Source organism: Balneola sp. EhC07, from assembly GCF_001650905.1.
Taxonomy (GTDB): domain Bacteria; phylum Bacteroidota; class Rhodothermia; order Balneolales; family Balneolaceae; genus Balneola.
The window spans coordinates 31,742-58,211 of sequence record NZ_LXYG01000008.1; the positions used below are offsets into that span (position 1 = coordinate 31,742).

Genomic DNA, 26,470 nt, shown 5'->3' on the forward strand with positions numbered 1-26,470 from the left:
CCGGAGATAAAATGGATCAAAAATGACGTGCTTAGCAACATTTATAGTTCTACTCAATGAAGTATAATTATCTAGTAAAAGGCAAAGCAGTCATTTATTTTCAAAATCGGATAAAAGTAGTAGTTGGGTAGACCGAAATTTCATTCAAGAGCTACAGCAACTCAATATTTTGCAGTACTGTTGAATGCCAACCTGAACAGTTTGTAAAAATATTACGATGAAAGATCAAGACAACGTATTGGAAAGAGAAATAGAAGAAGAATTTGATGACCATTTGGGATTACAGGATGTGGATTATGTGGAGCACTATGTAAGTAATGCTAAACAGACCGCTCACTACTACATAACCACTTTCGGATTTCAACTAAAAGCTTACTCAGGTTTGGAAACCGGAGTTCGGGATAGATCTTCCTACTACTTAGAACAGGGAAATATTCGGTTTGTAATTACAGCTCCGCTAAGCAGTAAGTCACCCATTTCGGAGTTTGTGCATAAGCATGGTGATGGAATCAAAGATATTGCAATGCATGTGGAAGATGTAGATCGGGCTTTCAAGGAAAGCGTTAAAAGAGGAGCGGAAGTTGTTGAAGAACCACATTCCATTACTGATGGCGACGGAACGATCAGAAAAGCAGCCATCAGAACCTACGGTGATGTAATTCACTCTTTCATTAACAGAACGGAATATGATGGGATTTTCTTTCCGAAATTTGTTGCCAAGGAAAATTTGATCAGCACCGAACCTGTTGGTGTTCAGTTTGTGGATCATTGTGTGGGCAATGTGGAACTCGGAGAAATGGACACCTGGGTAGCTTTTTACAGAGATGTTCTTGGTTTCACGCAATACATCAGTTTTGATGATAAAGATATCTCAACCGAATACACCGCTTTGATGAGTAAAGTGATGGCAGGCGGTAGGGGAATGATCAAGTTTCCGATCAATGAGCCGGCTGATGGTGTGAAGAAATCGCAAATTGAAGAATATCTGGATTTCTTTGAAGGACCTGGAGTTCAGCATGTGGCTTTACTAACAGCTGATATTATTGATACGGTGACCAAACTTCGTGACAGAGGCGTGGACTTTCTTAAAGTGCCGACAACTTATTACGAAGAACTGGAAGATCGTGTAGGTAAGATCGATGAACCCATTGATGTACTCGCTGATCTTGGAATTTTAGTAGATCGAGATGATGAAGGATATTTGCTTCAGATCTTTACGAAGCCGGTAGTTGATAGACCAACGCTTTTTTATGAAATCATTCAGCGAAAAGGTGCTCGAGGATTCGGAAAAGGAAATTTCAAAGCACTTTTCGAAGCCATCGAACGCGAACAAGAGCTGAGAGGAAACCTCTAAACGAATTATTAATTATGGATTATGAATTTTGAATGGCAGCTAATTCAAAATTCATAATTAAACATTCAAAATTAAGCCATGTATTATCACGCATTAGGAACCATCCCACATAAACGTCATACGGTATTTCGCCGACCGGACGGAGAATTGTTTACGGAAGAATTATTCGGAGCTGAAGGCTTTCACGGAAACAGTTCGTTGCTGTACCATTACCATATGCCGACGCGAGTGACCAAGATCGAGCAAGGAGCAAAGATCGAAGTAAAAGCGGCAGACGATCAAACACTTCGTCATCGTCATTTGAAGACCAAAGATATTCCAACAGGCGGAGATGCCATTACCGGGCGAAAGGTTTTGATGTTCAATAATGATCTTCAGATTGGAATCATGCGACCAACCGATGCCATGAATTACTTTTATCGCAATGGCGAACATGACGAATTGTTGTTCATTCACGAGGGGACCGGACATCTGCAAACCAATTTTGGTCGACTAGATTTCGGATACGGAGATTACATTTACATCCCGCGTGGAACAACCTACCAAATGAATTTTGATACGGACAAGAACCGTGTACTTACTGTAGATTCTACCGGACCCATTGATTTTCCGAAGCGCTATTTATCTGAAATGGGGCAATTCATGGAAAACTCACCGTTTTGTGAACGTGATTTCCGTTTACCACAAGAGCAATTGTTCTTTGAGGAAGAAGGAGAGTTTGAAGTTCGTATCAAGAAAGGTGGAAGAATGCATCATTATACTTTTGATCATCATCCGTTAGATGTAGTTGGCTGGGATGGATATTTGTATCCGTGGATCTTCAACATCAAGGATTTTGAGCCGATCACCGGACGAGTTCACCAACCACCACCCGTACATCAAACTTTCCGTGGACATAACTATGTAGTATGTAGTTTCTGTCCAAGGAAATTCGATTATCATCCGGATGCCATTCCGGCGCCATATAATCACTCCAATGTAGATTCAGACGAAATGCTGTACTACGTGGAGGGCGATTTCATGAGCAGAAAAGGAATGGATTATGCGAGTATCACGCTTCACCCCGGAGGAATTCCGCACGGTCCACATCCCGGAAAAGCAGAAGCCAGCATCGGCGCTGAAGAAACGGACGAATACGCAGTTATGATCGATACCTTCAAACCCATGTACGTGACTGAAGAAGCAATGCGACTAGACGATCCGAGTTATCCGTATTCGTGGTTGGAGGGGAAGTGAAAGCAAGTAGAATCAATATTAAAAATTTTTGCTTCAACTTTGATTTGTTGTGGATTAATTTTTCTATTTACAAATAATGTTTTGGGGCAAACAAAAGCTAAAAATAAAGCAATATATATAGAATCCTTTGGGACTAGTTTTTCTGGCTTTACTTTGAATGTTGCATATAGGATTCCATTTCATAAAGAGGAAGATACAGGTGTGCTTTTCAGTTTGGGAGCAGGTTTAAACCCATTCAATATCGGTTACAGAGAAGAAAAAAATCAATATGTTATTCCTCTAAATGTATCACTATTCTATAGAAAATTAGAAATAGGAATCGGTATCACTCACACCAATATCTTCAAAATGGAATATATTCCAACTAGCAGTATATCATATTCATTTCAGAGGGAAAATATATTTCTTAAACCATCTATTAATGGGCTATATATACAAACAGACATTAATTCAGAAGGGTGTGGCCACCGAGATTCTTGTGATCCGAAAAGAGTCCTTCCTTTTCCAGGTCTTAGTGTTGGGTATAAGTTTTGATTAGGTTCCAATGTAGATTCAGATGAAATGCTGTATTACGTGGAAGGCGATTTTATGAGCAGAAAAGGAATGGATTATGCGAGTATCACGCTACATCCAGGGGGAATTCCACACGGTCCGCACCCCGGAAAAGCAGAAGCCAGCATCGGCGCTGAAGAAACGGATGAATATGCCGTGATGATCGATACCTTTAAGCCGATGTACGTCACCGAAGAAGCAATGCGATTAGACGATCCGAGTTATCCGTATTCTTGGTTGGAGGGGAAGTGAAAGTTTAATATTTGAAAAAAAAAACGGATTTTAAGATCTAGTTTTTCCGTTATGTATTGATCTTTAACTTTTAATTTAAGAGCAAAATCGCTGTTAATTATTTTTGGATATTATCTTATTGATATTTCTCTAATTCTTCTTTGTATAGGCTTTCAGTTTGGTCCTTAAATCTGTCTTTATTGCTTAGAAAAGTACTTAGTTTTTCGTGCAGGCTTTTGTAAATAATTTGATGTGCTTTATGACCTAAAGTTATTTCGTCATAATCGTCCATCTCAAAATCCACTTCAGTCGCGAAATTTAAGAGTTTTAATAAATCCTCTTTTTCAATTTTATCAATTTCAGTCCAATCTTCAGGTTGAGCCTTGTCTTTAATAAAAAATGCTTTATTATCTTCAATCTTTAAGTATTTCATAGCTCTTTTTATGACGTTCGTTATATGCATCTTCACCCGCTTCTAAACAATTTAAAAGTACATCCAGATTTTTTATACTTTCACCATTTGCGCTCTTTAATATTTTACTAGTTGGGTGACCGAAAAACACTTTATACTCAACATCGTCAGGCTTCACAATTTTTTGAGTAAATACAACATGATTTGGATTTATTGAAGCCCCGATAGTGCTATTATGTGTAACTACAATAACAGGAATTTCTTTTGCTATTTCTTTAATTAATTCATTCACTTCATTTTTGAGGAAAATATTGTCGAAAGATGATTCAGGTTCATCAATTAACAAGAGGTCATACTTCAAGGCATCACTTATTTCGTGTAGCAAATTAAACTCAGAACGTTCTCCCCCAGAAACTTCATAACCGTGTTTATTTAGTGTTCTGTAGTCAATATCAACAAAGTATTTGTAATACTCAGTTTCTTCAATTCCAACATTTTGCAAGGCTATCAAAAATTTATATGGGTCTTCATAGTTATTGAATGCTTCACTAAAACTAAGTTTACTTTTACTTTTATTTTTTAACTGGATAGCGCCAGTATATTTTTTTGTTTTAGCCAAGACCTTAAAGCCTCTAATTTCTTTACTATCGATTACTTTTTCGTGTTGAATAGACTTAACAAGCTGTTTGAATTTCTGCACCTTAATTTTTTCAAGTTGTATCTTGGTAAAATCTATGTCTTCAACTGTTGTAGTAGTTGAACGAAATTTCAAGCTATCCTTAATCGATTCAATAAGATTATTAGTCCATTCTTTTTTTAGATTATTTTCGTGAATTTCATTGTGCTTTTGAATTAATTCAGAAATCAGGCTTTTAAGATTTACACCTGAGATGTGCTTATCCACTATATCTTTGTACTCATTAGCTTCAACCAATGTCTTAGTTGCATTAATAAGCTTTTTTAAATTCTCTAAATTATCAAGTGTAAACTTATTTTCATTATACAAAGCACATTTTGAGAAAGTGTCCAGACTATCGCTTTCTGAGGCAAATTTCTTTAAGGAGGTTAGATATTTTTCAATCGAAATTTCATTAGCTTTTAAGTCAATATCATTTACATCATATACTACATCTTTAAATTCTTTAAGATAATTTTCTGTTATAAGGCTGTGTCTAGTTGTTACCAGTTTTTTGAAGTTTTCTTTGTCATTTTGTAATAAAGAAAACTGTTTTAAATATTTTACATTATCAAAATTGTCACAAATTTTATCTAGAGTATAAGTCTTTCCAGATGAACGACCACCGACAATGACATTGAGACTGGTCGACAACATAATTCCATCATCAGTAGCTTGAAAGAAATCGTTTCCTTCTTCTTTTGAAAGGAAAACTTTCGTTTTGTCAAACAAACAACCTTTTATAGCATTTAAAGAGGTTTCTTCAACGTCAAGGTATGTTTGTCTAGTTGGATAGGACGTCATATTCTCAACGAACCTTTCATCACTAAAAATAACAGGTGTTAATTTATCTTGTTCTTTGATACATGCTTTAAACTTTCTCAAGCTAGCTACTTCTCCAGCAAAAATACTATCTCCAAATTTTGCTAGTGTATCAGGTTGTAATTTTGGTTTTTTGTCATAATGAGGTATCAACAAGTAATTATTTAGATCACCATAGATTTCGATCAATTCATCATAGCTAATGTCATCATTGGGCGATTTAATTAAGTCACTTACTTTTTGAGATTTGGTAGCAAAATCATCAAGATTTTCAATTTCAGATATCAACAATAAATGACCGCCTTCTAAGTCAATTTCTATCCCTGGGAAAACCTTAACATCTAATTCATTTGATATTTGTACATACTGAGCTTTATCAAATAAATTATGGTTAGTTATTGCAATACAGTCAATTTCAAGTAAATCAACATATTCTTTCAATGATCCTATATGAAAATCAAAGGGACTATCGCTAATGGATTTAACTGTATGAATATGGAAATCAATTTTCTTCAATTTTCTTTTTTACTCAAATTACAGACAGCATATAGCAATGATTATTCATATAAGGGTGTCTTATTTTGTTAAGCATTTTACCGTGCCAAATAATAGACGAATGTAATTGATAAAATTATAGGTTACAAAAAATAATTTGAATCTTTGTGTTATACCGATTCCAAATCAAGTCCGGAATGTCCTCGAGGCTGTCATTTCGATCCCGACAATTCGGGAGAGAAATCTAAGAATCAGTATTAAAGGCGATCTTTAGATTTCTCAGTCGTCAGGCTCCTTCGAAATGACAAAACTGATGATGCTGAGGGTGACTTCCATTTGCGAGGAGGACTGATCGTATCTCTAGGTTAAAAAGTAATCGACGAAGCAATCCCCCATAAAAAAGCTGGAATAAGGAGATTGCTTCAGGATTTGCTTCGCGTAATCCTTCGCAAATGGGAAATGAGATTATAAAAAAAGTCAACATTCGGCATTCATATTGGATGTTCAATGTTCTTTTCTCATCTTCCATCGTTCAATTCAAAAAATTACATCCATGAAGAAGTATTCCCTATTCCTAATTCCTGTATTCCTAATTTCACTATTCAGCGAAGCGACGGCCCAAACCCATAATCAGTACGAAATTTCATTCGAAAATGCGGTTCATCACGAAGCAGAGATCTCAGTCACCTTTCCAAATGTAGAAAACAAAGTGCTGGAAGTGAGAATGAGCAGGACATCTCCGGGACGATATGCACTTCATGAATTTGCCAAGAACGTTTATAATGTAACCGCGGTAGACGGAAACGGAAATGAATTGGAAATAACACGACCAAATCCACATCAATGGAATGTAAGCGGTCATGACGGAACCGTGAAGTTCAGCTACACTTTATACGCGAACAGAGGAGGAGGGACGTACACCGGAATTGACGAAACGCATGCACATATGAACATGCCGGCGACTTTTGCGTGGGCACGAAACTACGAATACCGTCCGATCGAGATCACCTTCAACAAAAGAGACGACCTGAACTGGGAAATAGCTACACAGCTAAAGCATGTGGAAGGAAATACCTATTACGCGGAAGATCTTCAGTACTTTTTAGACAGTCCGACCGAAATTGCAGATATGCATTTTCGAGAAGAAAAAGTAGACGGACAGAATATTCGATTGGCTTTACACACTCCGGCTTCAGATAAAGAAGTGGACGAATATTTCGGGAAGGTAATGGCGATCGTAAAAGCGCAGAGAGATATTTATGGTGAAATGCCAACGTTCGATTACGGTGAGTACACATTTTTGACTTGCTACATGCCCAACGCCAGCGGAGATGGAATGGAGCACCGAAATTCTACCTATGTGGTAAGTTCAAAACCATTAGACCGACCTTTGGGAGAAACCAGCATTGGAACCATTTCTCATGAATTTTTCCATGCTTGGAACGTAGAACGAATTCGTCCGGCAAGTCTGGAACCATTCGATTTTGAAGAAGCGAATATGAGCGGTGAACTTTGGTTTGCCGAAGGATTTACGAGCTATTATACAGGCTTGACACTTGCCAGAGCTGACATCAGAACAGATCAGCAATATGTAGAAGGATTGGACGGTGGACTGAATTACGTGGTCAATTCTCCGGGAAGGAATTACTTTAATCCGATCGAAATGAGCTATCAGGCTCCGTTTGTAGATGCGGCGCGATCAGTAGATCCTGTGAATCGCTCGAATACGTTTGTGTCATACTATACATACGGAAGTGTGCTTGGATTAGGATTAGATCTTTCACTTAGAACAATGGATAAAGGCTTAAATCTCGATGATTATTTCAAGCTAGTTTGGATGAAATACGGCAAGACAGAAGTTCCGTATACCGTTAAAGATCTTCAGGTTGCTTTAGCAGAATATGCGGGCAAAGAATTTGCTGACAACTATTTTGAGAATTACATCTTTGATAGCAAACTTCCTCATTACAAATCTCTGTTTACGAAAGTAGGAGTGAAGCTAGAATTAGCGGAACCGAACAAAGCGAGTTTAGGCGAAACCATCCGAAAGCGAAATGACGAATGGAAGATGACTTCAAATGCAACGGTTGGAAGTCCGATCTACAAGGCAGGAATTGAATCAGAAGATGTGTTTATTTCCATTGCAGGAACGGACCTGAATTCCGTAGAAAACGTAGATGAGATCTTAGCAAATCATAAACCGGGCGATGTTATTAAAGTAGTCATCGAAAGATGGGGACAAGAAAAAACCTTTGATGTTACACTGGAAGGTTCTAAGCGATTACAAACTACTCTTGATGAAAATGCAGGTAGAAAAGAGATGGAGAGAAGAAATGCTTGGATCGGGGTTAAGAAGTGACAAAGTGGGGAAAGTGACTGAGTGACAGAGTGGGGAAAGTGACTGAGTGACAGAGTGGGGAAAGTGACTGAGTGACAGAGTGGGGAAAGTGACTGAGTGACAAAGTGGATTAGTTATTGGTGGATAAGGGAATAAGTAATAGGTGTGGTAGCAGCTAACTTAGTTTTTTGTTGTAATTTCACAATTGATTTAAACCTTAAACAAGGAGACCCTTCAGGGTTGGGGAGCAGGTAACGTCTCTGTCATTATGAACAGATGTGAGAAATCTACAAATAGTGGAGTAGGTTTCGTAGATGTTTAGATTTCTCGGTCACTCAGGCTACGCCTTCGCTCATCTCGAAATGACAAGTTATAAAATGAAATCCAATAAATGTTAATAAAGTAAACAAGCCTGCCATCGTAAAGCTTCAGTATAGGCAAGTGAGGACGACAGTCCGAAACGAAGAAAATCAGCGGAATCATTGTTTCTAAATCAGCGAAATCAGTGATCAAAAAAGAAGCCCCTTATCCAGAGGCTTCTCTTGTTGTTAGCAATCTATAGCCGTCTCACAAAGAGTGAGCAGCAACTATAATCCAGTAAAATCATGATTCATGAGACACCTTTCCCAAGGCGGTTCAAAAATCAGTAAAACAAAAACAGATCAATCCATGATCTTGCGCAAGAATGCGGGCTGATCAGAATCGTCTTTTTGAATACGCTCGGTTCTGCTTTGGAACGGAGCTATATTATCTCTGCTTCTAGTTTCCTGCTTTGGTTCTTCAGCGCGGTAACTTTCTTCTTCCTCATCATTTTCCTGTTCTTTTTGTCGAACAGAAAGATCACGACGCAGGTAAGAAGGCGTATCTAATTTTTTCAGATTCCCTTCTCCCTTGTAATAATCACTAGGAGTGCGGGCAATTCTGCTTGGAACTCCCTGAGGTTTTATTTCCTGATTATTCAAAGCATTTTCCGCTGCTTTATTTAAACCTGCAGAAGCATTTGGTGCTACTTTCGCTGTAGTTCTGTCTTCAGCTAAGTCAAAACCGGTAGCAATTACGGTAACTCTGATCTCATCAGTAAATGTTTCGTCAAGAACAGTACCTAAGATGATCTCTGCATTGTCACCGGCTTCCTGCTGAACAATACTTGTAGCAGTAGTGGTTTCACGCATACCCAAAGCCGAACCGGCGCTGATGTTAACAAGAACGCTTCTTGCTCCGCGAATACTAACTCCATCCAATAACGGAGAGTTAATAGCAGAACGAGCGGCGATTTCAGCTCTGTCAGGGCCTTCAGCTGTTGCTGATCCCATGATCGCTGCACCACCGTCGGTCATTGTAGTTCTAACATCCGCGAAATCAAGATTGATCAGGCCGGGCATTAGAATTAAGTCGCTGATACCACGCGTTGCGTTATATAAAACTTCATTTGCCAGTGCGAAAGCATCCATCAATGTGGTGTTTTCGTCCGCGATGTCCAGAAGTCGTTCGTTAGGAATAACGATAACGGTGTCACAGTTCTTTTTTAGTTCTGTGATTCCTTCCAGTGCAAATTTCTTACGGATCTTACCCTCGCAATCGAATGGAGTGGTAATAATTCCTACTGTAAGAATTCCTTTACGTTTGGCCATTCCTGCAACTACAGGTGCGCCTCCGGTTCCGGTACCGCCACCCATTCCTGCAGTCACGAATATCATATCCGCAGTTTCGATGGCTTCTTCAATTTCGTGTCGGTTTTCTTCAACCGCTTCTCTACCAACTTCCGGACGAGCTCCTGCTCCTAAACCGTTAGTAAGTGAGGTTCCAACCTGAATTTTTACATCAGCCTGGCTGTTTTTCAGTGCTTGGGCGTCGGTGTTAAGTGCGATGTATTCCACACTGTCGAGGCCCATATTTATCATATTGTTGATTGCGTTTCCGCCGCCGCCGCCAACGCCGACCACTTTGATCTTTGCGTTTTCCTGGCTTTGTTCGTCGAAAAAGAATCGAGTATTATGGTTAGCCATGATTACTCCTTGTTTTTGTATTTATTTACTGGATTGTTTTTTGTAGATGATTGCTGTTTGCTAAAGTTCTTTGAACCAACTTTTCATACGGTCGGCGATCTTGTTCATCACCTGTTCCATATTTTTTCCGCCTTTTTGTGATGATGGCATCATCGTTTGATTGTTGCCCATGCCTGTTTTTAAAGCATGAACCACAAGACCAACACCTGTAGCGTAAATTGGACTGTTTACTTCTTCCACTAAACCGCCTGTGATTCCTAACGGAATCCCGATCTTGGCATCTATTCCTAAGATCTCGTTAGCCAGTGGACAAATATTCTTGATCAAAGATCCACCGCCTGTAAGAACTACTCCTGCACTTAGTGCTTCTGAGTAGCCACTGCGTTTGATCTCGATCCCAACTATTTCCATGATTTCTTCCATTCTCGCCTGTATAATTTTGGAAAGAATGCTTTTTGTAATTTCTTTTGGTGGACGTCCGGCAATTCCCGGAACGGTGATCACTTCGTCTTCTTCGATCATATCAGCATAGCTTTCGCCGTGCTTTCTTTTCAGCATTTCGGCCTGATCGTCAAGAACACTTAAACCAAGACGTATATCGTCCGTTACTTTCTGTCCGGCAATGGCAACAACTGCTGTATGTCGGATGGTATTATCCTGGAAAATGGCTACATCTGTAGTACCACCACCGATATCCACCAACACAACTCCGGCTTCTTTTTCTTCCTCATCCAATACTGAATAAGAAGAAGCTAAAGGTTCTAAAATCAGATCTGCCACCTGATAACCGGCGCGTTCCACACAGCGATACATGTTTTTAGCTGCAGAAACCAAACCTGTGATAATGTGAACTTCTGCTTCCATGCGCATTCCGCTCATTCCAACCGGGTCGCTGATTCCATCCTGACCATCAACCACAAACTCCTGAGGAATTACATGAAGGATTTGTTGATCAGTAGGCAACATAATGCGCTGACAGTCTTCCAAAAGACGTTCAACATCATGTGCGGTGATCTCATTGTCTTTATTGTTGATGGTGATCACACCTTTACTTCTCATGCTTCTGATGTGATCGCCTGCAATACCCACATTCACAGAATTCACCTGAATTCCGGAAGCAAGTTCAGCCTGTGCAATGGCGTCCTTGATTGCGTTTACGGTCTTATCAATGTTAACAACCACGCCACGATTTAAGCCATCGCTGGGAGCTTTACCAACTCCAAGGATGTTGATTCTTTCGTGCTCGATGGAAGCAACGATTGCGCAAATTTTTGTAGTCCCAATATCGAGACCGACCATGATGTTTTCTTGTTCAGACATTATTGATACCGCTTTGTTTGTTGATTGCTAAAATTGATTGCAGATTTTTTAGAGTAAATCGAGACAAATTTTGACCCACCCCTCAATCCCCTCCGTGGGAGGGGAAGCTCTTTAAATTCATTAAGTCTTCGCAAAATGAATTGCGAAAAGGTGAATAGTCCCCTCTTGAGAGGGGAAACAGGGGTGTGTTTTATATGAAATTGATTGTTGTTCATATCTTAACCTTCCCTTGTTACCACTTGATTGTTAAATCTGAGATCTACCTGTTGCATGGTTTGGATTCCTTTCACCCGAATCACCTCCGTGTAAAAAGCTTCCCAGTTTTCAAGCTTGATCCTGAAGTCATTACTTCCGAATAAAAGCTTTACTCCGTTTTCCTGACTAAGTGCTACAACGCCTTCTTCTTTGTTATAAGCCACTTCACTGATGGTCAACCATCCGAATTTGTTTTGCTTTGCTTCCGTTAAAAAAGTACTTATTTGCTTGAATGCTTCACTTTTAAGTGTGTCAGAATGTGAGGAAGCATCAAATCCATAAACCAAAGGCAGATTGAATGTTTTATTTTCAAAGATCGGAAGTTTTACTCCTTCAGCATCTACATAAGCTCTTTTTTCATCTTTAATAAGTAATGCAACTGGAGTACGTTCTTTTATTTCAATATTCAGATCGCCGTTTGGTTCTATATAAGGAGTAGCACTTTTTACGTAATCTACTTTTTCAATGCGTTGAACAATCGCACTCAGATCCAGACTGTCGGGATGAACACCAAATTCTACATTTGCAGCTTCTGTCAGCACTTCGATCTCTGTAATTACATTTCCGGAAAATGACAATTCATCAACAGTCACATTTCTGTTCCAATAGACAGCCGCAAGCACAGCAACTCCAACAACCAGCATGATCGCTGTTGCCCAAGGGAGAAGCTTACTCTTCTTCACGTCGCTATTTGTGCTGTTGACCGACATTAACTATTGAGCTCCTGTTTTATAATTTCCGCTTTCCAATTCGTTTGCAAATTCTTCACCATATTTATAGATATCACCGGCACCCATGGTTATGATGATGTCTCCGGCTTTTGAAATCTCTTTAAGAGTTTCCGTTACATCTGCTTTGTCCTCAACATAGATCACATTCTTGTGACCGTATTGTTCAGCAGTGTCAGAGATCAATTTTCCTGTTACGCCTTCAATTGGTTTTTCTCTGGATGGATATACATCTGTAATCACCAAAACCTCTGCATCAGAAAATGAAAGACCAAATTCCTTATACAGATCCTGAGTTCTGGAATACAAGTGAGGCTGGAACACAGCTACAACTCGTCTGTCAGGCCACCCTTTGCGAGCAGCGTTCAATGTTGCAGCAACTTCTGTTGGATGATGAGCATAATCATCAATAACCATCACGCCTTGCTCTTCAACTTTTTTCTGAAATCTTCTGAATACACCCTGATAGCGTTCTAGTCCTTTCTTGATCAGTTTAAAATCAATATTTAACTCAATTCCGGTAGCAACCGCAGCCAGTGCATTTTTTACATTATGATCTCCGGGAGCTTTTAAAGTGATCACTCCAAGTTTCTGATCATCATTCATCACCGTAAAAGTGCTGGTAAATTGATTCATTTTAATATCAACCGCACGAACCTGAGCTTGAGGGCTTAATCCGTATGAAATAATTCGTCTTTCCAGATCAGGAAGGATACTTCGCACATTCGGGTCATCCAGACAAACGATTACAGCTCCGTAAAAAGGAACTTTGTTAGCATAATCGATGAACGCACCTTTTACATCTTCCAGATCATCGTAGATGTCTAAGTGTTCCGCTTCAATATTGGTAATAATAGCAATAGAAGGGGTGAGGCGAAGGAATGTTCGGTCAAACTCATCTGCTTCCACAACGATCACATCACCTTTACCTACAACAGCATTGGTTTTATCAAAACTGTGCACTTTCCCGCCAACCATGATAGTAGGGTCGTAATTTCCATCCTGCGTCACGTGACCGATCATAGTCGTCGTAGTGGTTTTACCATGTGTTCCGGCTACACCGATTCCAAACTTCATCTTCATCAACTCAGCGAGCATTTCCGCTCTTTTGATGGTAGGAATACGATTTTCTAAAGCAGCTTTGGTTTCTTCGTTTTCAGTTGCTTTAACTGCACTGGTATAAACCACAACATCGGCGCCTTCAATGTTTTTAGGAGCGTGTCCTTGGTAAATAGTAGCACCAAGTTCTTTCAGGCGATCTGTAGTTTCATTCGACGCACCATCAGAACCGGTTACTTTATAGCCTCGTTGTATCAAGATCTCAGCCATCCCGCTCATACCAATTCCACCGATTCCAACCATATGAATATGTTTGGTTCGTCCAAATACGGGTTGTGTTTGAATTCTGTTTTCCATCAACTGTTCTTCGATTTAGCGAGTTCTAAAATTTCTTTTGCGATCATCTTTGCTGCATCCGGTTTTGCCAGCTTTAGTGCAGCTTTGTTCATTTCCTTCAATTTTTCCTGATTCTTGATCAATGAATGAACCAGTTCAGGTAAAGCATTTACTGCATCGGCATCTTTCAATAATTCAGAAGCTCCGGCATCAACCATGCTTTGTGCGTTTTGTGTTTGATGGTCTCCGGCTACATTGGGAGAAGGAATCAATACACTGGGTTTTCCTGTCATCATAAATTCAGAACATGAACTAGCTCCGGCCCTGCTCACAATTAAGTCTGCAGCAGCATACGCTTCCGGCATGTTGTCTATGAAAGCGGTTAAACGAATATTCTTGTTGTTTTCTAAGTCAACTTCCTTCATCAAAGCATCGATGTATCGGCTTCCGCACTGCCAGATCACTTGCAGATCAGACAGCTTATCAAGGTTTTCTTTAACTGCTTCATTGATCGATCTTGCTCCACCACTTCCTCCAAGAACCATCAATACTGGTTTGGAGTCATCAAAGTTGAAGGAATTGAGTCCAACCTTCTTTTCGACCTTATCCAAAGTGTTTCTGGTCGGATTTCCTGATTCCACGATTTTATCAGAAGGCAGATATTTCGCTGCTTCCTTGAAAGCTGTAAATATTCTGGATGCGAACTTAGCAAGCATTCGGTTAGTAACTCCCGGGAAACTGTTTTGCTCCTGAATCACCACTTTTACTCCACGCTTTCCTGCAACCCAGCCAACCGGTCCTGCGGCATATCCGCCACAAGAAACCATAACCTGAGGTTTGAAAGAGCTCACTATTCCAAAACTCTGAATTATACTTGTCACAAGTTTTAATGGGAACAGCATGTTCTTCAAAGTAAGTCTTCGATGAAACCCACTGATCCAAACACTTTTGATCTTATAGCCTGCTTTTGGAACAACTTTCCATTCCATATGATCTTTGGTTCCTACAAATAAGATCTCAGAGTCAGCATTTTCGTTTTTAATAGCATCAGCAATAGCAATGGCCGGATATACATGTCCACCGGTTCCGCCTGCAGCAATTAAGATTCTCGGATTATCCATAATACATAGTCCTCCGATCTTTATGATGTTTCGAAATATTCAATAAGATTCCAACCATCAATCCTGCAAAAAGCATACTGGTACCGCCATAACTTACAAAGGGCATAGGAAGCCCGGTTACCGGCAGCAATCCACTTGCTACAGCGGCATTTACAAATCCATATAAAACGATTGTGAGTGTACAGCCAATTGCCAGAAGAGAACCAAGAGTATCTTCCGCATTTTTGGAAATGAAAACCACTCCACGGAATAAAATAAGAGTGAAAATGAGTATCAAACTCATAGCTCCGAAAATTCCATATTCTTCGGCTATAATTGCGAAAATGAAATCGTTGTAAGGAGCAGGGAGGAAGTCACGTTGTGAACTTTTACCAATTCCCACTCCAAAAAATTCTCCTTTGGCGATAGCAATATGCGCTTGCTGTGCCTGATAACCTGCCCCCTGAAGGATCTTAGTACTTTCAATATCCTTAACCTGTGTGATGTAATTATCAATCCTACTTTGACGATTCTCAGATTGATTCAGGAGTAACATTCCGCCAAAAACGCCAATCAATACAAGAGTTCCCAATTGCAAAGTACTGGCTCGACCTATAAACATTACGATCAGACAAATTCCGAATAGAATTCCGGCACTGCTGAAATCCTGAACGCCAATCAATGCACAGGTAATACTTACCCAAACCATAATAGGAATAAAGCTTCTTTTGAAGTCTTTGACGTAATCCTGTTTCTCAGAGAGAAGTACACAGATATGGAGCAGAAGAGCTACCGTTGCTACTGTGGACGGCTGGAATGTAAAACCACCAAGGTTTAGCCATCTTTTGGCACCAAATTGTTCCGTTCCAAACATAAGAACGGCTACAAGAAGCACCCAGCTTATTACCATACCAATACGACTGAATTTTGCCAGAGTGTGATAATTGATCTTCGAAACGATCAGCATTACAACAAAAGCAATTCCAAGTTTTATGATATGTCCTGTGATCAAGGTAAAAGCCGTTGTAGACTTAGATTCAGCGAAGTAAGCGATAGAAGAATACACGGCAAGTACACCAAACATCATAAGCGCAACAACGGCCATCAGCAAAAAGCGATCGCTGCCTTGCTTACGGTTGTCAATATCTTCAGGGCTGGTGCCTATGATATTAGATAAGTTGCTATGTGGACTCGTGTATATCACTTAGTTGTAGTTTTAGAGTAACAAAGTGGTAAAGTTACAGAGCAGCCTTTTTGAGGCTGGAAAACTGTGTAACTTTGATTCTTTGTCACTTCTTTATTCATAGCTTATAAACTTCTTCTTTAAATACTTTTCCTCTGTGTTCGTAATCGTCGAACATATCGAATGAAGCACATGCAGGACTCAGCAAAACAACTTCACCTCGTTTCGCTACTTTTTGAGCTGCACGAACGGCTTTCATCATACTTTCAGCTTTTACAAAATTAGGAACCACTTCACCAAGTTGATCTTCAACCCGATCCTTTGATTCTCCAATGGCGATGATCGTATGAACCTTTTCTTTGATCTGATCAACGATTTCGCTGTAATCATTTCCTTTATCGCGACCGCCGAGAATCAATGTCATTGGAACCTGAAAACTGTCTAAAGCAAACCAAACAGCATTTACGTTAGTAGCTTTGCTATCGTTTATATATTTAACTCCGTCTACATCACGAACTTTCTCAAGGCGATGTTCAACGCCCATGAAAGATTGCAGACTTTCACGAATAGCTTCGTTTTTAATTTCAGCCGCACGAGCAGCTAAAGCCGTTGCTAATCCATTGTTCAGGTTGTGATTTCCACTAAGGCCTACTTCATAAACCGGCATAAGCGTTTCTTCCTTGTTGTTGAATTTGAAGATGATATGTTCGTCGCGTACAAAAGCACCTTCCGGCACTTCATTGTTGTATGAAAAAGCCCATAATTTTGGAGCGTCTTCTTTTTTCTGAAGCGATTCCACGTGGCTTTTTATGATCGGATCATCATAATTGAATATGAACCAATCCTCTTCCGTCTGATTTTCTGTAATTCTGAATTTTGAAGCGGCATAAGCCTCAAAGCTGTCTCCGTATCTGTTTAAATGATCTGGTGTAATATTCAGCAACAAACTTATTGTTGGCTTGAATGTGTCAATGTGATCTAATTGAAAGCTGCTGATCTCAAGTATGAAGTCGCCACCTGAGCCATCAACAACATCCGAAAATGCTACTCCTATATTTCCTGAAACGGAATGATCTCTTTTAGCCGTTTTCCAAACATGATCCAACCAGTTAGTAACGGTAGTTTTTCCATTACTACCGGTTGTAGCTATAATTCTTTGATCCGTAAACCAACTCGCTGCTTCTATTTCAGAATAGACTTTTTTCCCTGTATTCAGATAGAATTGAATAATTGGAGACTCCGTAGGAACGCCCGGACTTAATACAACAAAATCAGCTTGTTTTGCTTTATCCGAATGCCCGTTTTCTTCAAAATCTATTTGAGCATCTACAAGATTCTGTTTCCAGTCATCTTTAATGATTCCATAATCAGACACAAAAACATCAGCTCCCTTTTTCTTAAGAAGAATAGCAGCAGCAATACCACTTCTGGCAGCACCAATAACAACGATATGTTTGTTAGCTACATCCATTATCTGATCTTCAATGTTAGAAGGCTCAAAATTCCAAGCATCACCGTGATGATCCAGAATCGAACTACGATCTTTTGTTCCGACCATCCTTTTTTCTCAAAATGATGATGGATCGGAGTCATTAAAAACACTCGTTTTCCTACACCATACTTCTTTTTAGTATATTTGAAGTAGGTAGTTTGAATGATCACAGAAAGCGTTTCAAAGAAAAATACACCGCAAATGAAGGGGAGAAGCAGTTCTTTGTGAAGCATCAATCCCAAAGCACCAAAAGCACCACCAAGTGCCAAAGAACCGGTGTCGCCCATGAATACAGATGCAGGGTTGGTGTTATACCACAAAAATCCCATACAGCCTCCAATCAGTGCAGCACAAAAAATAGTGAGTTCACCGGCGCCCGGTAAATACATAATGTCTAAATATCCAGATAAGTCAGTTCTTCCGGAGACATAAGCAAAAATTGCGAATACAAATCCGCAGATCGCAGAGACACCTGAAGCCAATCCATCCAAGCCATCTGTTAAGTTTGTGGCATTGCTTACCGCAGTTATCACAAATACGGCAACTGGGATAAATATCATCCAGCCAAGGTCTTCTCCAAAGAAAGCGTAATCAATATTCACGTTCTTGAGGAAAGGAACTGTTGAAAGTGTATTCACATCAGCAAAATCAGGATGGAAATACAATACAGCTCCTACAACAATTCCAACGCTGACTTGACCAACTATCTTAAATCGTCCGGCAAGACCACTTTTGTCTTTCTTCACAACTTTGATGTAATCATCCACAAAACCAACAAGCCCTAGGGCAATTATCACAAATACAATAAGCCAGGCATATACGCTATCCATTTTCATGAACAGGATAGAAGGTATGATCACTGCCAGCAGAATAATGACTCCGCCCATTGATGGAGTTCCGGCTTTAGCTTGGTGATGGTCTAAACCAACGTCGTCTCGGATCACTTCTTTAAGCTGCATGCTGCTCAGCCATTTGATAATTCTTCGTCCGATGATCAGACTTATGATCACGGAAGTCACAGCAGCCAAACCTGTTCGTGTGGAGATATATTCAAACGCTCCGGCGCCCGGGAAGTCAAATGCAGTATCAAGCCAGGAGAATAATTCGTATAGCATCAGAATCCTCCTTTGGCTTTAAGTTCGAGAGCTTCTTTTGCAACTAATCGGTCGTCAAAAGGATATCGTTTTCCGTCAATTTCCTGATAATCTTCATGTCCTTTTCCGGCAATAAGAATAATATCATTTGATGAAGCCAGCTCAATAGCTTTAAAAATGGCTTCTTTTCGGGAAGTGATGGTTACAACATTGTCAGTATTTTCAAATCCCTGCAAAATATCAGCGATGATCAGATCGGGATTTTCAGTTCTTGGATTATCACTGGTTACAATAATTTCATCAGCAAATTCTAAAGCTGCTTTTGCCATTTCCGGTCTCTTGCCTGAATCTCTGTCACCGCCGGCACCAAAAACACAATAAATAAACTGATTTTGAGTACGTGATTCTGATAGTGTTTTTAGAACATTTTCAAGAGCGTCAGGGGTGTGAGCATAATCAACAATAACTTTCGGTAGATCTGTTTCTAAATCTAAATTTACAGATTCCATTCTTCCGGGAGCCCCCGGTACAGATGAAAGTGCTGAAGCAATTCTTTGCTTGTCATGACCAAGTTCGTTACAGATCATAAAAGCCTCAGCCAGATTAAACGCATTGAAGTGTCCCACCAATGACGAAGAGATCTCAGATCCATCGACTGAAATTTTTAGCCCTTGTGCAGAATTACTTAAGACGTGGGCATTTTTTCCGAATGAAAGTTCTGAAATTTGAGCGGAGATTCCATCAGCCATAAAAACCCCATAAGAATCATCCATATTGATTACTGCAGATGATCCTGGTTTCAATCCATCAAAAAGGATTTTCTTGGCAGCGGCATATTCTTCAATGGTCTCATGATAATCGAGATGATCCTGCGAAAGATTAGTGAAGGCAGCTACTTTGAAATCAAAACCACCAACCCGGGCCTGATGAAGAGCGTGAGAAGACACTTCCATAACCAAATATTCTGAGCCTGCTTCAACCATCTTTTTCATATCGGCAGCAAGCTCTATTGGATCGGCCGTAGTTAATTTACTATCTAATGCTTCCGTTAGGATCTTTTTCTCCACAGTTCCTAAAAGAGAAACTTTCTCGCCGAGTTTGGTAAGTGCCTGATAGACTAAAGTAGCAGTAGTAGTTTTACCGTTTGTGCCGGTGATTCCAATGATCTTTAGTTTATCACCCGGGTTCCCGGCCATTTTTTGAGCTAAAGGACCTATCAATGATCGCGTATTTTCTACTTCAATTACGCATACTTCAGCATCGGTGTAATAAGATTCTTCACAGATAATTACTTTTGCTCCGCGATGGATAGCATCTTCCAAAAACATATGTCCATCTACTTCTGTGCCTCGGATGGCTATGAAAACAGAGCTTTCTGTAACCTGACGCGAATCCTGAACAAGCGGACCAACTTCACCTTCCGGTTTAAAACGGGAAGTGTTTAATGGGTTAATAAATTCTATGAGATCATGTGTATTCAATCTCGATCCTCCATGGCTACAAGTTCAAGTGATTTTGCTTTGCCACGAATGGTAACAGAACTGCCAAGTCTCATCATATCACCTGCTTTTGGAAACTGTCGTTCAACAGTGCCGGAACGGTAAGTTTTAACATCTAATCCAAGTTCCGCTAAAATGGTGGTTGCCTGACGCATACTCATTCCTCGAAGTTCGGGAACTTCTGCAAAGCCTTCTTTAACCTTCGAACTGTCAACAGGTAAATAGGTTTCCGATAAAGTGAGAATAATTTTGTCTTTTCCGGGAAGAGGGCTGCCGGGTTCAATAGTTTGTGAAACTACATACCCTGATTTCCCTTCAATGCTATAAGGAATGTCAAATTTCTTAAGGATCTCTTCGCTTTCTTCTTTTCCGATACCGATGAGTGAAGGAGCCTTTGTGATAAATTCAGGTTCATCTTGTGGTAACATACTTCGTTGTATATCACTATCTAGACCTGCAATTCTTTTTGCGGTTTCTCTGAAAATAGGACCTGCGGTAAAGCCTCCATATCCACTGGTTTTTGGCTCATTCAACATGATCAGGCAAACATATTTTGGGTCTTCGGTTGGGAAAAACCCTACAAAAGAGGCGAGATATTTATTGGAATAGCGCCCTTGATATACTTTTTTAGCTGTACCTGTTTTTCCGGCAATTCTCAATCCATCGATCTGAGCCCATTCTCCGGTTCCGGAATCTGTTACAACGCTTTCAAAAATTGGAAGTATTTTTTGAAGTGTTTTCTTTCTCGCAACACGACGAATTTCTACCGGAGTGTTATCCAAAACAACATTACCATTTTGATCTTCAATTTTGTCGACCAGATAAGGACGCATCAACATTCCTTCATTAGCAAAAGCAGCATAAGCCTGAGTTACTTGTAATGGTGTAGCTAAAACTTCGTATCCATGGCTCATCCACGGAAGGCTTACCAAACTCCAGTCATATGGTTTGTTCAGAATTCCGGCTACTTCACCGGAAAGATCAATATTCGTTTCAGCACCAAACCCGAGATTTCTGGCATATTGATAAAAAACTTCAGGTTTTAACCTCATGGCAATTTCAGCGGTAGCCACATTGGAAGATTTCTGAATGACTTCCTGAAAGGTCATATTTCCAAGAGGGTCGTGATCACGGAGAGTTAATCCATGAATTTCTACTTCGCCGGATTCAGGAGTTTCAAAAATTTCATTAAAATCTACCTTATTTTGCTCCACAGCAGCGATTGCAGTCACCAGCTTAAAGGTTGAACCCGGTTCCACCATATCAGAAATAGCAAAATTTCTTCGGTTTTCATTTTCGTTACTACCCGGGTAATTCGGATCATAAGTTGGATAGTTAGCCATTGCTTTAATGGCTCCGGTCTTAGGATCTATAATAATTCCCGTTCCGTATTCAGCAAGATGCTTTTCCACACCTTTCTTTAGCTCATCTTCCAGAATAGCCTGAATGTAGGAGTCAATAGTGGTGTGGATGGAATGACCATTCTCCGGAAGTTTCTTTGGAGCTCCTACATAAGCAGAAATTTGATTTCTTGGGTCACGACGAACTTGCTGAACTCCATTTTCACCTTTTAACTCTGTGTCATAATAGGCTTCCAGACCTGTTTTGCCATCCATATTATGATTTACAAAGCCTAAAGAATGTGCAGCCAGAGAACCAAAGGTGTATTTTCTACTGAAGCTCTCCTCAATGATGACTCCTTTAATATCTAATTCCCGAACTGCATCTCTTGAAACAGGAGACAAGTTCTTTGCAAGAATGATATACTGAGAATGTGAAGGAGCGTCACTAATTCTTTTTTTGAAGTAAGATGGAGACTGATTGGTTTGCTTAGCTAAAGTAACTGCTAATTGGTTGATCTGCTCCTGTGTAACCGATTTTCCATTCACATCTTTAACTTTAGGATCCAATGCGATCAGATAATTAGCAGCATTAGTAGCAAGCAGTGTTCCGTTAGCATCGTAGATATTTCCACGCTGTGCGGGGATAGGAATGGAATCGATCGCTTGTTTACTCCAAAGTAACCGCAAATCTTCTCCTTCCAGATAATTGATGCGAACTAATTGAAAAGCCAATACACAAGGTATAAGCAACAACAACCCGAACACCAAAAACATCCTGCTTAATATGGAAGTTCTTTCTGTCATCTACTTTTTAACCTCGATCAGTTTATCAGCAGGACCACCGTTTATAAAACCGGCTTTTTCTGCTTTTTCGTAGATTTCAGCCGGACCAACCATGCGGTCGTACTGTAATTTTAAGGCATCATGTTGAGTGCGCACTTTATTGTATTCGCTTTCAAGCTTTTGGACTTCTTCTAACAGCTTTTGAGTAGCAAAAACATGTGTCAGATACAGAAATCCGAATACACCTATAGCAATAGTTGTAAGAATCACTTTCCAGGGCTTAATATCCCGAATAGTATTTCTTACCGACTTTCCTGCTTTTTTACCTGAAGATCTTTTTCCTTTTGGGGATGAAGATGGGGATTCTATGTCAGGTAAAGGAACTTTACGGAGGTTAGGTCGGGTTTCGCGCTTTTTAAGTGGGGATTGCACGATCATTGACTACCTCCGCTGTTTTTCTCAGCTATCCGGAGTTTAGCGCTCCGGGCAGCGGGGTTTTTAGCAACCTCTTCGGGTGAAGGGGTTATGATCTGTCGATTGACAGCTTTTAGTGGGGAAATTATGTTGCCGTAGAAATCTTTTTCGAGCTTTCCGTCCAGATTTCCGGCTTTAAAGAATTTTTTAACAATACGATCTTCCAGTGAATGATAAGACATCACCACAATACGACCGCCTGGTTTCAAGACCTCTAAAGATTGAGTCAGAACGTCTTTTAAAACGTCTAATTCACGGTTTACTTCAATTCGTATTCCTTGAAATACTCTTGCCAGCGATTTCACAGCAAATTTAGCAGGAACCAATTCCTTTACAATAGCTGCAAGTTCACCGGTAGTTTCAATAGGTCTGTTATTGATAATTTCTTTGGCGATCTGACGACTTGCACGCTCTTCACCATAATGGAAGATCACGTCGCGAAGTGTTTCATAGTCGTAATTGTTAACCACTTGATAAGCAGAAACACCTGAAAGATTCCCCATTCTCATATCAAGAGGACCATCTTCCTGAAAACTGAATCCACGTTCTGCTTCTTTGATCTGATGTGTTGAAACTCCAAGATCAAGTAGGATTCCGGCTACCTGTCCTTTTACAGGGGGAGGTAGAAGTGTTGACAGATAGCCGAAATTGCCTTTTATCGTTTTAAATCGTTCATCTTCGCCGATACGCGCCGTGGCTGCAGCAATAGCTTCATCATCCTGATCGATGCCATAAAGCGTTGCATTTTCACCAAGACGAGCGAGAATTTCTTTTGAATGTCCACCGCCACCAAGAGTAGCGTCTATATATATAGCGTTATCGTCAGTGATCAATCCTTCCATACATTCGTTCAGCATTACCGGAATATGCTCGTGGTATGTAGTCATCTCAATCACCATCATTTTCGAGATCTCCTCCGAGCACTTGCTCAAAGATTTCTTCTATTGATTCAGCGCTTACATTCTCGTCGGCTTCTTCTAATTTAGCTGGGGACCAAATTTCTATGTGTTCACCCATTCCGATAAAAACTACTTTTGAGTCTATAGCAGAATAATTGATATGATCGGAGGGGAGGGCGATACGGTTTTGCTTATCGAGGGATAGATCTTCTGCAAAACGTAGTAAATATCTTTTAACTAGACGGCCTTTTTTGCTGAAGGAATTTACGGTAGAAAGTTTCTTTTCCACAGCTTGCCATTCATTTTCGGGGTATAGATAGAGGCATTCTTCAGATTGACCGCGTACAATTGTGAACTTTTCTTGTGCGTCCGGACTGAGATTTTTGCGTAGTTTGGCAGGGAAGGCTACACGACCTTTATCGTCTATAGAATGCTCGTATTGTCCTTTAAAACTAGGCACGATTCCCTCAGAGGTATTGAAGATTGCTAAATTATGTGATTAAGGAGTAGTCCCCACTATCTCCCACATCACCCCACAATGTACCCTAAATTTATAATATGTGTCAAGAAATTTGTTTATGAATGTGAAAAAAGTTTTCCACAGTATATTTGGGGTGCTTTTTTAAGGATTAGGAAATAGCGTGGGAGAGAGTGGAAGGATTTTTGAATAATGAATACTGAAGTAGCTCTTGTCCGAACTCTTCCAGAGTTGGATAGAGACAGATAATAAATTTCAGAAAGGTTAACTCTGGAAGAGTTATTTAAATCCGAAAGATTTTAGAATCAAACTTTGAATATTCTTAATGACCGCAAGATTCTCCCCTTGAGGGGAGATGAAAGTCCAAACAGTTCTTTGGGCTTTCCGAGAGATATAGTTAAGATTAAGGTTTGGCTAAGTATATCTATTTAGGGTGACACTTTTGTCTTGACACAAAAGTGTCCGAAAAGTCAATAAGATTCCAAACTCCTTACATCGGAATTTATTTAGTTACTTCGAACTGATATATGCCGATGTTTCGTCAAACAAGGAATCTTAGGTTTGTCTTCAAGCTTTCTACGGAGATAGGCGATGACTATTCAGCATGACGATGCATCATCTATCTTAAGCAGTTGTCATTCTGAATTTGTCTGTCGATAGGCGGGCTGATTTTTAATCAAAACTCTTTTATCAACCCTTTCACCAACTCAGCAAACTCGCCTTTTTTCATTTCGGCGGCTTCTTTTACTTCGGCATGATCTAATTTTTGATCGGTAACTCCGGCTGCCGCATTAGTGATAAGTGAAACAGCAGCTGATTTTATTCCAAGTCGGGCAGCTTCCATCAATTCTGGAGCGGTACTCATTCCAACCGAATCTCCACCAATCATTCGGTAAGCTTTGATCTCTGCTTTGGTTTCGTAGTTTGGTCCTTTCACGTAAAGATAGGTTCCTCGCTTGGTAGCTACCCCAACATCATGAGCTATTTGTTGAACCCGGTCTGCAACCGAATAAAGATCAAGTGACCACTTTTTAGAAGAAGGAGCTGCTTTCAAGTCCATATTCTGTTTGATGATATCTTCGATCACCATCAGATCGCCAACTCTGAAATCAAGATTAATTCCACCGGCGGCGTTGGAAACCAGCAGTTTATCAGCATTAAATGCATAAGCCAAATGAACAGGTATAACCGTTTTATCAAATCCATATCCTTCGTAGAAATGGAATCGTCCGGAAAATGCTAATGTGGTTTTTCCTTCTACTTCGCCAAATATCAAAGCTCCGGAATGTCCTTGTACGGTCGATTGTGGGAAGTTTGGGATTTCTGAATACGGAATAACCGTTTGATTCTGAATTTCATCCCCAAAATCACCAAGTCCGGATCCTAATATTACTACGGCTTCGATCTTATCGGGAAACCCCTTTCCAACAAGAAAGTCTTTAATTTCAAAAATATGATCAGGCAGGGACATAAGAATCTATTGCTTCAGTAGTGTAACCGGTTTTATCGTCGTAACCGGTAAGTTTAATAATTGGAGTGCTGTCGTCATGGTAGCCTAAAATAATATAACCTTCATCAAAAGCCAGTTTTGCCAATCGCTCGCGTTGCTGTTGACTGGTTTTAGGATCAAAATCGTATTTCGCAGCAAATTTTCGGTTCACCTGACTTCGGGTTGCGATCACATCACCGGCTTGCATGAACTTGTTCTCTCCGTCATTAAAAAGAAGAACCTGATGGAATTCTGTATGACCGCCGATCTTTTCCACTTTTAATTCCGGATAAGCTTCATCTTCTGCATCCAAAAAATGAAGATCAGCTTTAGCATCTATAAAAGAAACGAATTCCGTTTTTTCTTCATCGTAATACACTTCTTTGTTCATCACCTTTTCCCAGCTTTTTTTTGAAACCCAGATCTTGGCTTCAGGAAAAGTGAGCTCCCAATATCCATTCTCTTTGTGTGCCAGTCCACCGATGTGATCATAATGCAAGTGGCTGCAAACGACATCTGTGATATCAAACTCGGTCAGATCATGAGCTTCAAGGTTTTCACGAATAACATGAGGTCCGGTATCTTCTCCGAATACTCCGATTCCGCAATCAAAAAGAAATTTTCTATCCGGAGTAGATATCAAAAAGGGATTCAAAGAAATTTTGAGAGCACCTTTAGCGGGTTTGTCATCTCTGGAAATACGATTGAATTTTTTATCTAATCCTACCGAGAAAGTACCTTCATAAAGTGCAGCTGCGTAAGTGTTTTTAAGTGACATAGTGTAAGAAGTGACAGAGTTGCAAAGCAACCTTTAAT

General features: G+C 40.0%; 21 protein-coding genes and 1 pseudogene. 5 read left to right on the forward strand and 17 right to left on the reverse strand.

Annotation, left to right across the window (positions count from 1 at the left end; all coding sequences use genetic code 11):
* The first annotated feature begins 217 nt into the window (after window positions 1-217).
* From hppD to A8B79_RS03695, 4 genes and pseudogenes are all read left to right on the forward strand, one after another.
* Window positions 218-1,354: a 4-hydroxyphenylpyruvate dioxygenase gene (hppD, locus tag A8B79_RS03680; protein ID WP_082894052.1), complete on the forward strand. Its 1,137-nt coding sequence runs from the start codon at window positions 218-220 to the stop codon at window positions 1,352-1,354.
* A gap of 78 nt (window positions 1,355-1,432) precedes the next feature.
* Window positions 1,433-2,590, forward strand: a complete 1,158-nt coding sequence (locus A8B79_RS03685) for a homogentisate 1,2-dioxygenase (RefSeq protein WP_066218080.1) — start codon at window positions 1,433-1,435, stop codon at window positions 2,588-2,590.
* A gap of 81 nt (window positions 2,591-2,671) precedes the next feature.
* Window positions 2,672-3,124 (forward strand): hypothetical protein, encoded by a 453-nt coding sequence (locus A8B79_RS03690; protein ID WP_153038340.1) that lies wholly within the window; start codon window positions 2,672-2,674, stop codon window positions 3,122-3,124.
* A 6-nt stretch (window positions 3,125-3,130) separates the two neighbouring features.
* Window positions 3,131-3,394, forward strand: a pseudogene (locus A8B79_RS03695) (homogentisate 1,2-dioxygenase); the annotation flags it as partial.
* A gap of 115 nt (window positions 3,395-3,509) precedes the next feature.
* Here the strand turns inward: A8B79_RS03695 and A8B79_RS03700 are convergent.
* On the reverse strand, window positions 3,510-3,806 hold the full coding sequence (locus A8B79_RS03700; RefSeq protein WP_066218091.1) for a hypothetical protein: 297 nt from the start codon (window positions 3,804-3,806) through the stop codon (window positions 3,510-3,512).
* Window positions 3,787-5,799, reverse strand: coding sequence for a histidinol-phosphatase (locus tag A8B79_RS03705; RefSeq protein ID WP_066218096.1), 2,013 nt, complete (start codon window positions 5,797-5,799; stop codon window positions 3,787-3,789). Before A8B79_RS03705 ends, A8B79_RS03700 begins: the two co-directional genes overlap by 20 nt.
* Window positions 5,800-6,331: 532 nt before the next feature.
* On the opposite strand from A8B79_RS03705, the gene A8B79_RS03710 reads away from it, so the two are divergent.
* Window positions 6,332-8,137: a M61 family metallopeptidase gene (locus A8B79_RS03710; RefSeq protein WP_066218099.1), complete on the forward strand. Its 1,806-nt coding sequence runs from the start codon at window positions 6,332-6,334 to the stop codon at window positions 8,135-8,137.
* A 641-nt stretch (window positions 8,138-8,778) separates the two neighbouring features.
* Here A8B79_RS03710 and ftsZ read toward each other — a convergent pair.
* The 15 genes from ftsZ to A8B79_RS03785 form a co-directional block, all read right to left on the reverse strand.
* Window positions 8,779-10,122, reverse strand: coding sequence for a cell division protein FtsZ (gene ftsZ, locus A8B79_RS03715; protein WP_066218102.1), 1,344 nt, complete (start codon window positions 10,120-10,122; stop codon window positions 8,779-8,781).
* A 60-nt stretch (window positions 10,123-10,182) separates the two neighbouring features.
* A complete protein-coding gene (ftsA, locus tag A8B79_RS03720) occupies window positions 10,183-11,442 on the reverse strand; it encodes a cell division protein FtsA (RefSeq protein ID WP_082894053.1) in 1,260 nt (419 codons plus the stop codon).
* A 218-nt stretch (window positions 11,443-11,660) separates the two neighbouring features.
* Window positions 11,661-12,380, reverse strand: coding sequence for a cell division protein FtsQ/DivIB (locus A8B79_RS03725; RefSeq protein ID WP_235603541.1), 720 nt, complete (start codon window positions 12,378-12,380; stop codon window positions 11,661-11,663).
* Between the two features lie 30 nt (window positions 12,381-12,410).
* The gene (gene murC / locus A8B79_RS03730; RefSeq protein ID WP_066218108.1) at window positions 12,411-13,841 is read right to left on the reverse strand and encodes a UDP-N-acetylmuramate--L-alanine ligase; all 1,431 of its coding nucleotides are present in this window, start codon (window positions 13,839-13,841) and stop codon (window positions 12,411-12,413) included.
* Entirely contained in the window at window positions 13,841-14,941 is a 1,101-nt protein-coding gene (gene murG / locus A8B79_RS03735) for an undecaprenyldiphospho-muramoylpentapeptide beta-N-acetylglucosaminyltransferase (protein WP_066218111.1), read from the reverse strand. The genes murC and murG overlap by 1 nt, the downstream gene beginning before the upstream one ends.
* A complete protein-coding gene (locus A8B79_RS03740) occupies window positions 14,934-16,124 on the reverse strand; it encodes an FtsW/RodA/SpoVE family cell cycle protein (protein ID WP_082894054.1) in 1,191 nt (396 codons plus the stop codon). Before A8B79_RS03740 ends, murG begins: the two co-directional genes overlap by 8 nt.
* A gap of 97 nt (window positions 16,125-16,221) precedes the next feature.
* Window positions 16,222-17,661: a UDP-N-acetylmuramoyl-L-alanine--D-glutamate ligase gene (gene murD, locus A8B79_RS03745; RefSeq protein ID WP_235603543.1), complete on the reverse strand. Its 1,440-nt coding sequence runs from the start codon at window positions 17,659-17,661 to the stop codon at window positions 16,222-16,224.
* On the reverse strand, window positions 17,574-18,710 hold the full coding sequence (gene mraY / locus A8B79_RS03750) for a phospho-N-acetylmuramoyl-pentapeptide-transferase (RefSeq protein ID WP_066218114.1): 1,137 nt from the start codon (window positions 18,708-18,710) through the stop codon (window positions 17,574-17,576). The genes murD and mraY overlap by 88 nt, the downstream gene beginning before the upstream one ends.
* On the reverse strand, window positions 18,710-20,170 hold the full coding sequence (locus A8B79_RS03755; RefSeq protein WP_066218116.1) for a UDP-N-acetylmuramoyl-L-alanyl-D-glutamate--2,6-diaminopimelate ligase: 1,461 nt from the start codon (window positions 20,168-20,170) through the stop codon (window positions 18,710-18,712). The genes mraY and A8B79_RS03755 overlap by 1 nt, the downstream gene beginning before the upstream one ends.
* Window positions 20,167-22,335, reverse strand: coding sequence for a peptidoglycan D,D-transpeptidase FtsI family protein (locus A8B79_RS03760; protein WP_066218120.1), 2,169 nt, complete (start codon window positions 22,333-22,335; stop codon window positions 20,167-20,169). The genes A8B79_RS03755 and A8B79_RS03760 overlap by 4 nt, the downstream gene beginning before the upstream one ends.
* Window positions 22,336-22,752, reverse strand: a complete 417-nt coding sequence (locus A8B79_RS03765) for a hypothetical protein (protein ID WP_066218123.1) — start codon at window positions 22,750-22,752, stop codon at window positions 22,336-22,338.
* Window positions 22,749-23,675, reverse strand: coding sequence for a 16S rRNA (cytosine(1402)-N(4))-methyltransferase RsmH (gene rsmH, locus A8B79_RS03770; protein ID WP_201118448.1), 927 nt, complete (start codon window positions 23,673-23,675; stop codon window positions 22,749-22,751). Before rsmH ends, A8B79_RS03765 begins: the two co-directional genes overlap by 4 nt.
* Window position 23,676: 1 nt before the next feature.
* Window positions 23,677-24,147, reverse strand: a complete 471-nt coding sequence (gene mraZ / locus A8B79_RS03775) for a division/cell wall cluster transcriptional repressor MraZ (RefSeq protein ID WP_066218126.1) — start codon at window positions 24,145-24,147, stop codon at window positions 23,677-23,679.
* Window positions 24,148-24,841: 694 nt separating this feature from the next.
* Window positions 24,842-25,636, reverse strand: a complete 795-nt coding sequence (locus A8B79_RS03780) for a purine-nucleoside phosphorylase (protein ID WP_066218129.1) — start codon at window positions 25,634-25,636, stop codon at window positions 24,842-24,844.
* Window positions 25,623-26,432: an MBL fold metallo-hydrolase gene (locus A8B79_RS03785; RefSeq protein WP_066218132.1), complete on the reverse strand. Its 810-nt coding sequence runs from the start codon at window positions 26,430-26,432 to the stop codon at window positions 25,623-25,625. The genes A8B79_RS03780 and A8B79_RS03785 overlap by 14 nt, the downstream gene beginning before the upstream one ends.
* Between the last annotated feature and the right edge of the window lie 38 nt (window positions 26,433-26,470).

What these genes read in the sequence shown, in the direction of transcription:
- hppD (WP_082894052.1), top strand. Translation starts at nt 218, where the DNA reads ATGAAAGATCAAGACAACGTATTGGAAAGAGAAATAGAAGAAGAATTT.
- A8B79_RS03685 (WP_066218080.1), top strand. Translation starts at nt 1,433, where the DNA reads ATGTATTATCACGCATTAGGAACCATCCCACATAAACGTCATACGGTA.
- A8B79_RS03700 (WP_066218091.1), bottom strand. Translation starts at nt 3,806, where the DNA reads ATGAAATACTTAAAGATTGAAGATAATAAAGCATTTTTTATTAAAGAC.
- A8B79_RS03710 (WP_066218099.1), top strand. Translation starts at nt 6,332, where the DNA reads ATGAAGAAGTATTCCCTATTCCTAATTCCTGTATTCCTAATTTCACTA.
- ftsZ (WP_066218102.1), bottom strand. Translation starts at nt 10,122, where the DNA reads ATGGCTAACCATAATACTCGATTCTTTTTCGACGAACAAAGCCAGGAA.
- ftsA (WP_082894053.1), bottom strand. Translation starts at nt 11,442, where the DNA reads ATGTCTGAACAAGAAAACATCATGGTCGGTCTCGATATTGGGACTACA.
- murC (WP_066218108.1), bottom strand. Translation starts at nt 13,841, where the DNA reads ATGGAAAACAGAATTCAAACACAACCCGTATTTGGACGAACCAAACAT.
- murG (WP_066218111.1), bottom strand. Translation starts at nt 14,941, where the DNA reads ATGGATAATCCGAGAATCTTAATTGCTGCAGGCGGAACCGGTGGACAT.
- murD (WP_235603543.1), bottom strand. Translation starts at nt 17,661, where the DNA reads ATGGTCGGAACAAAAGATCGTAGTTCGATTCTGGATCATCACGGTGAT.
- mraY (WP_066218114.1), bottom strand. Translation starts at nt 18,710, where the DNA reads ATGCTATACGAATTATTCTCCTGGCTTGATACTGCATTTGACTTCCCG.
- A8B79_RS03760 (WP_066218120.1), bottom strand. Translation starts at nt 22,335, where the DNA reads ATGACAGAAAGAACTTCCATATTAAGCAGGATGTTTTTGGTGTTCGGG.
- A8B79_RS03765 (WP_066218123.1), bottom strand. Translation starts at nt 22,752, where the DNA reads ATGATCGTGCAATCCCCACTTAAAAAGCGCGAAACCCGACCTAACCTC.
- rsmH (WP_201118448.1), bottom strand. Translation starts at nt 23,675, where the DNA reads ATGACTACATACCACGAGCATATTCCGGTAATGCTGAACGAATGTATG.
- A8B79_RS03780 (WP_066218129.1), bottom strand. Translation starts at nt 25,636, where the DNA reads ATGTCCCTGCCTGATCATATTTTTGAAATTAAAGACTTTCTTGTTGGA.
- A8B79_RS03785 (WP_066218132.1), bottom strand. Translation starts at nt 26,432, where the DNA reads ATGTCACTTAAAAACACTTACGCAGCTGCACTTTATGAAGGTACTTTC.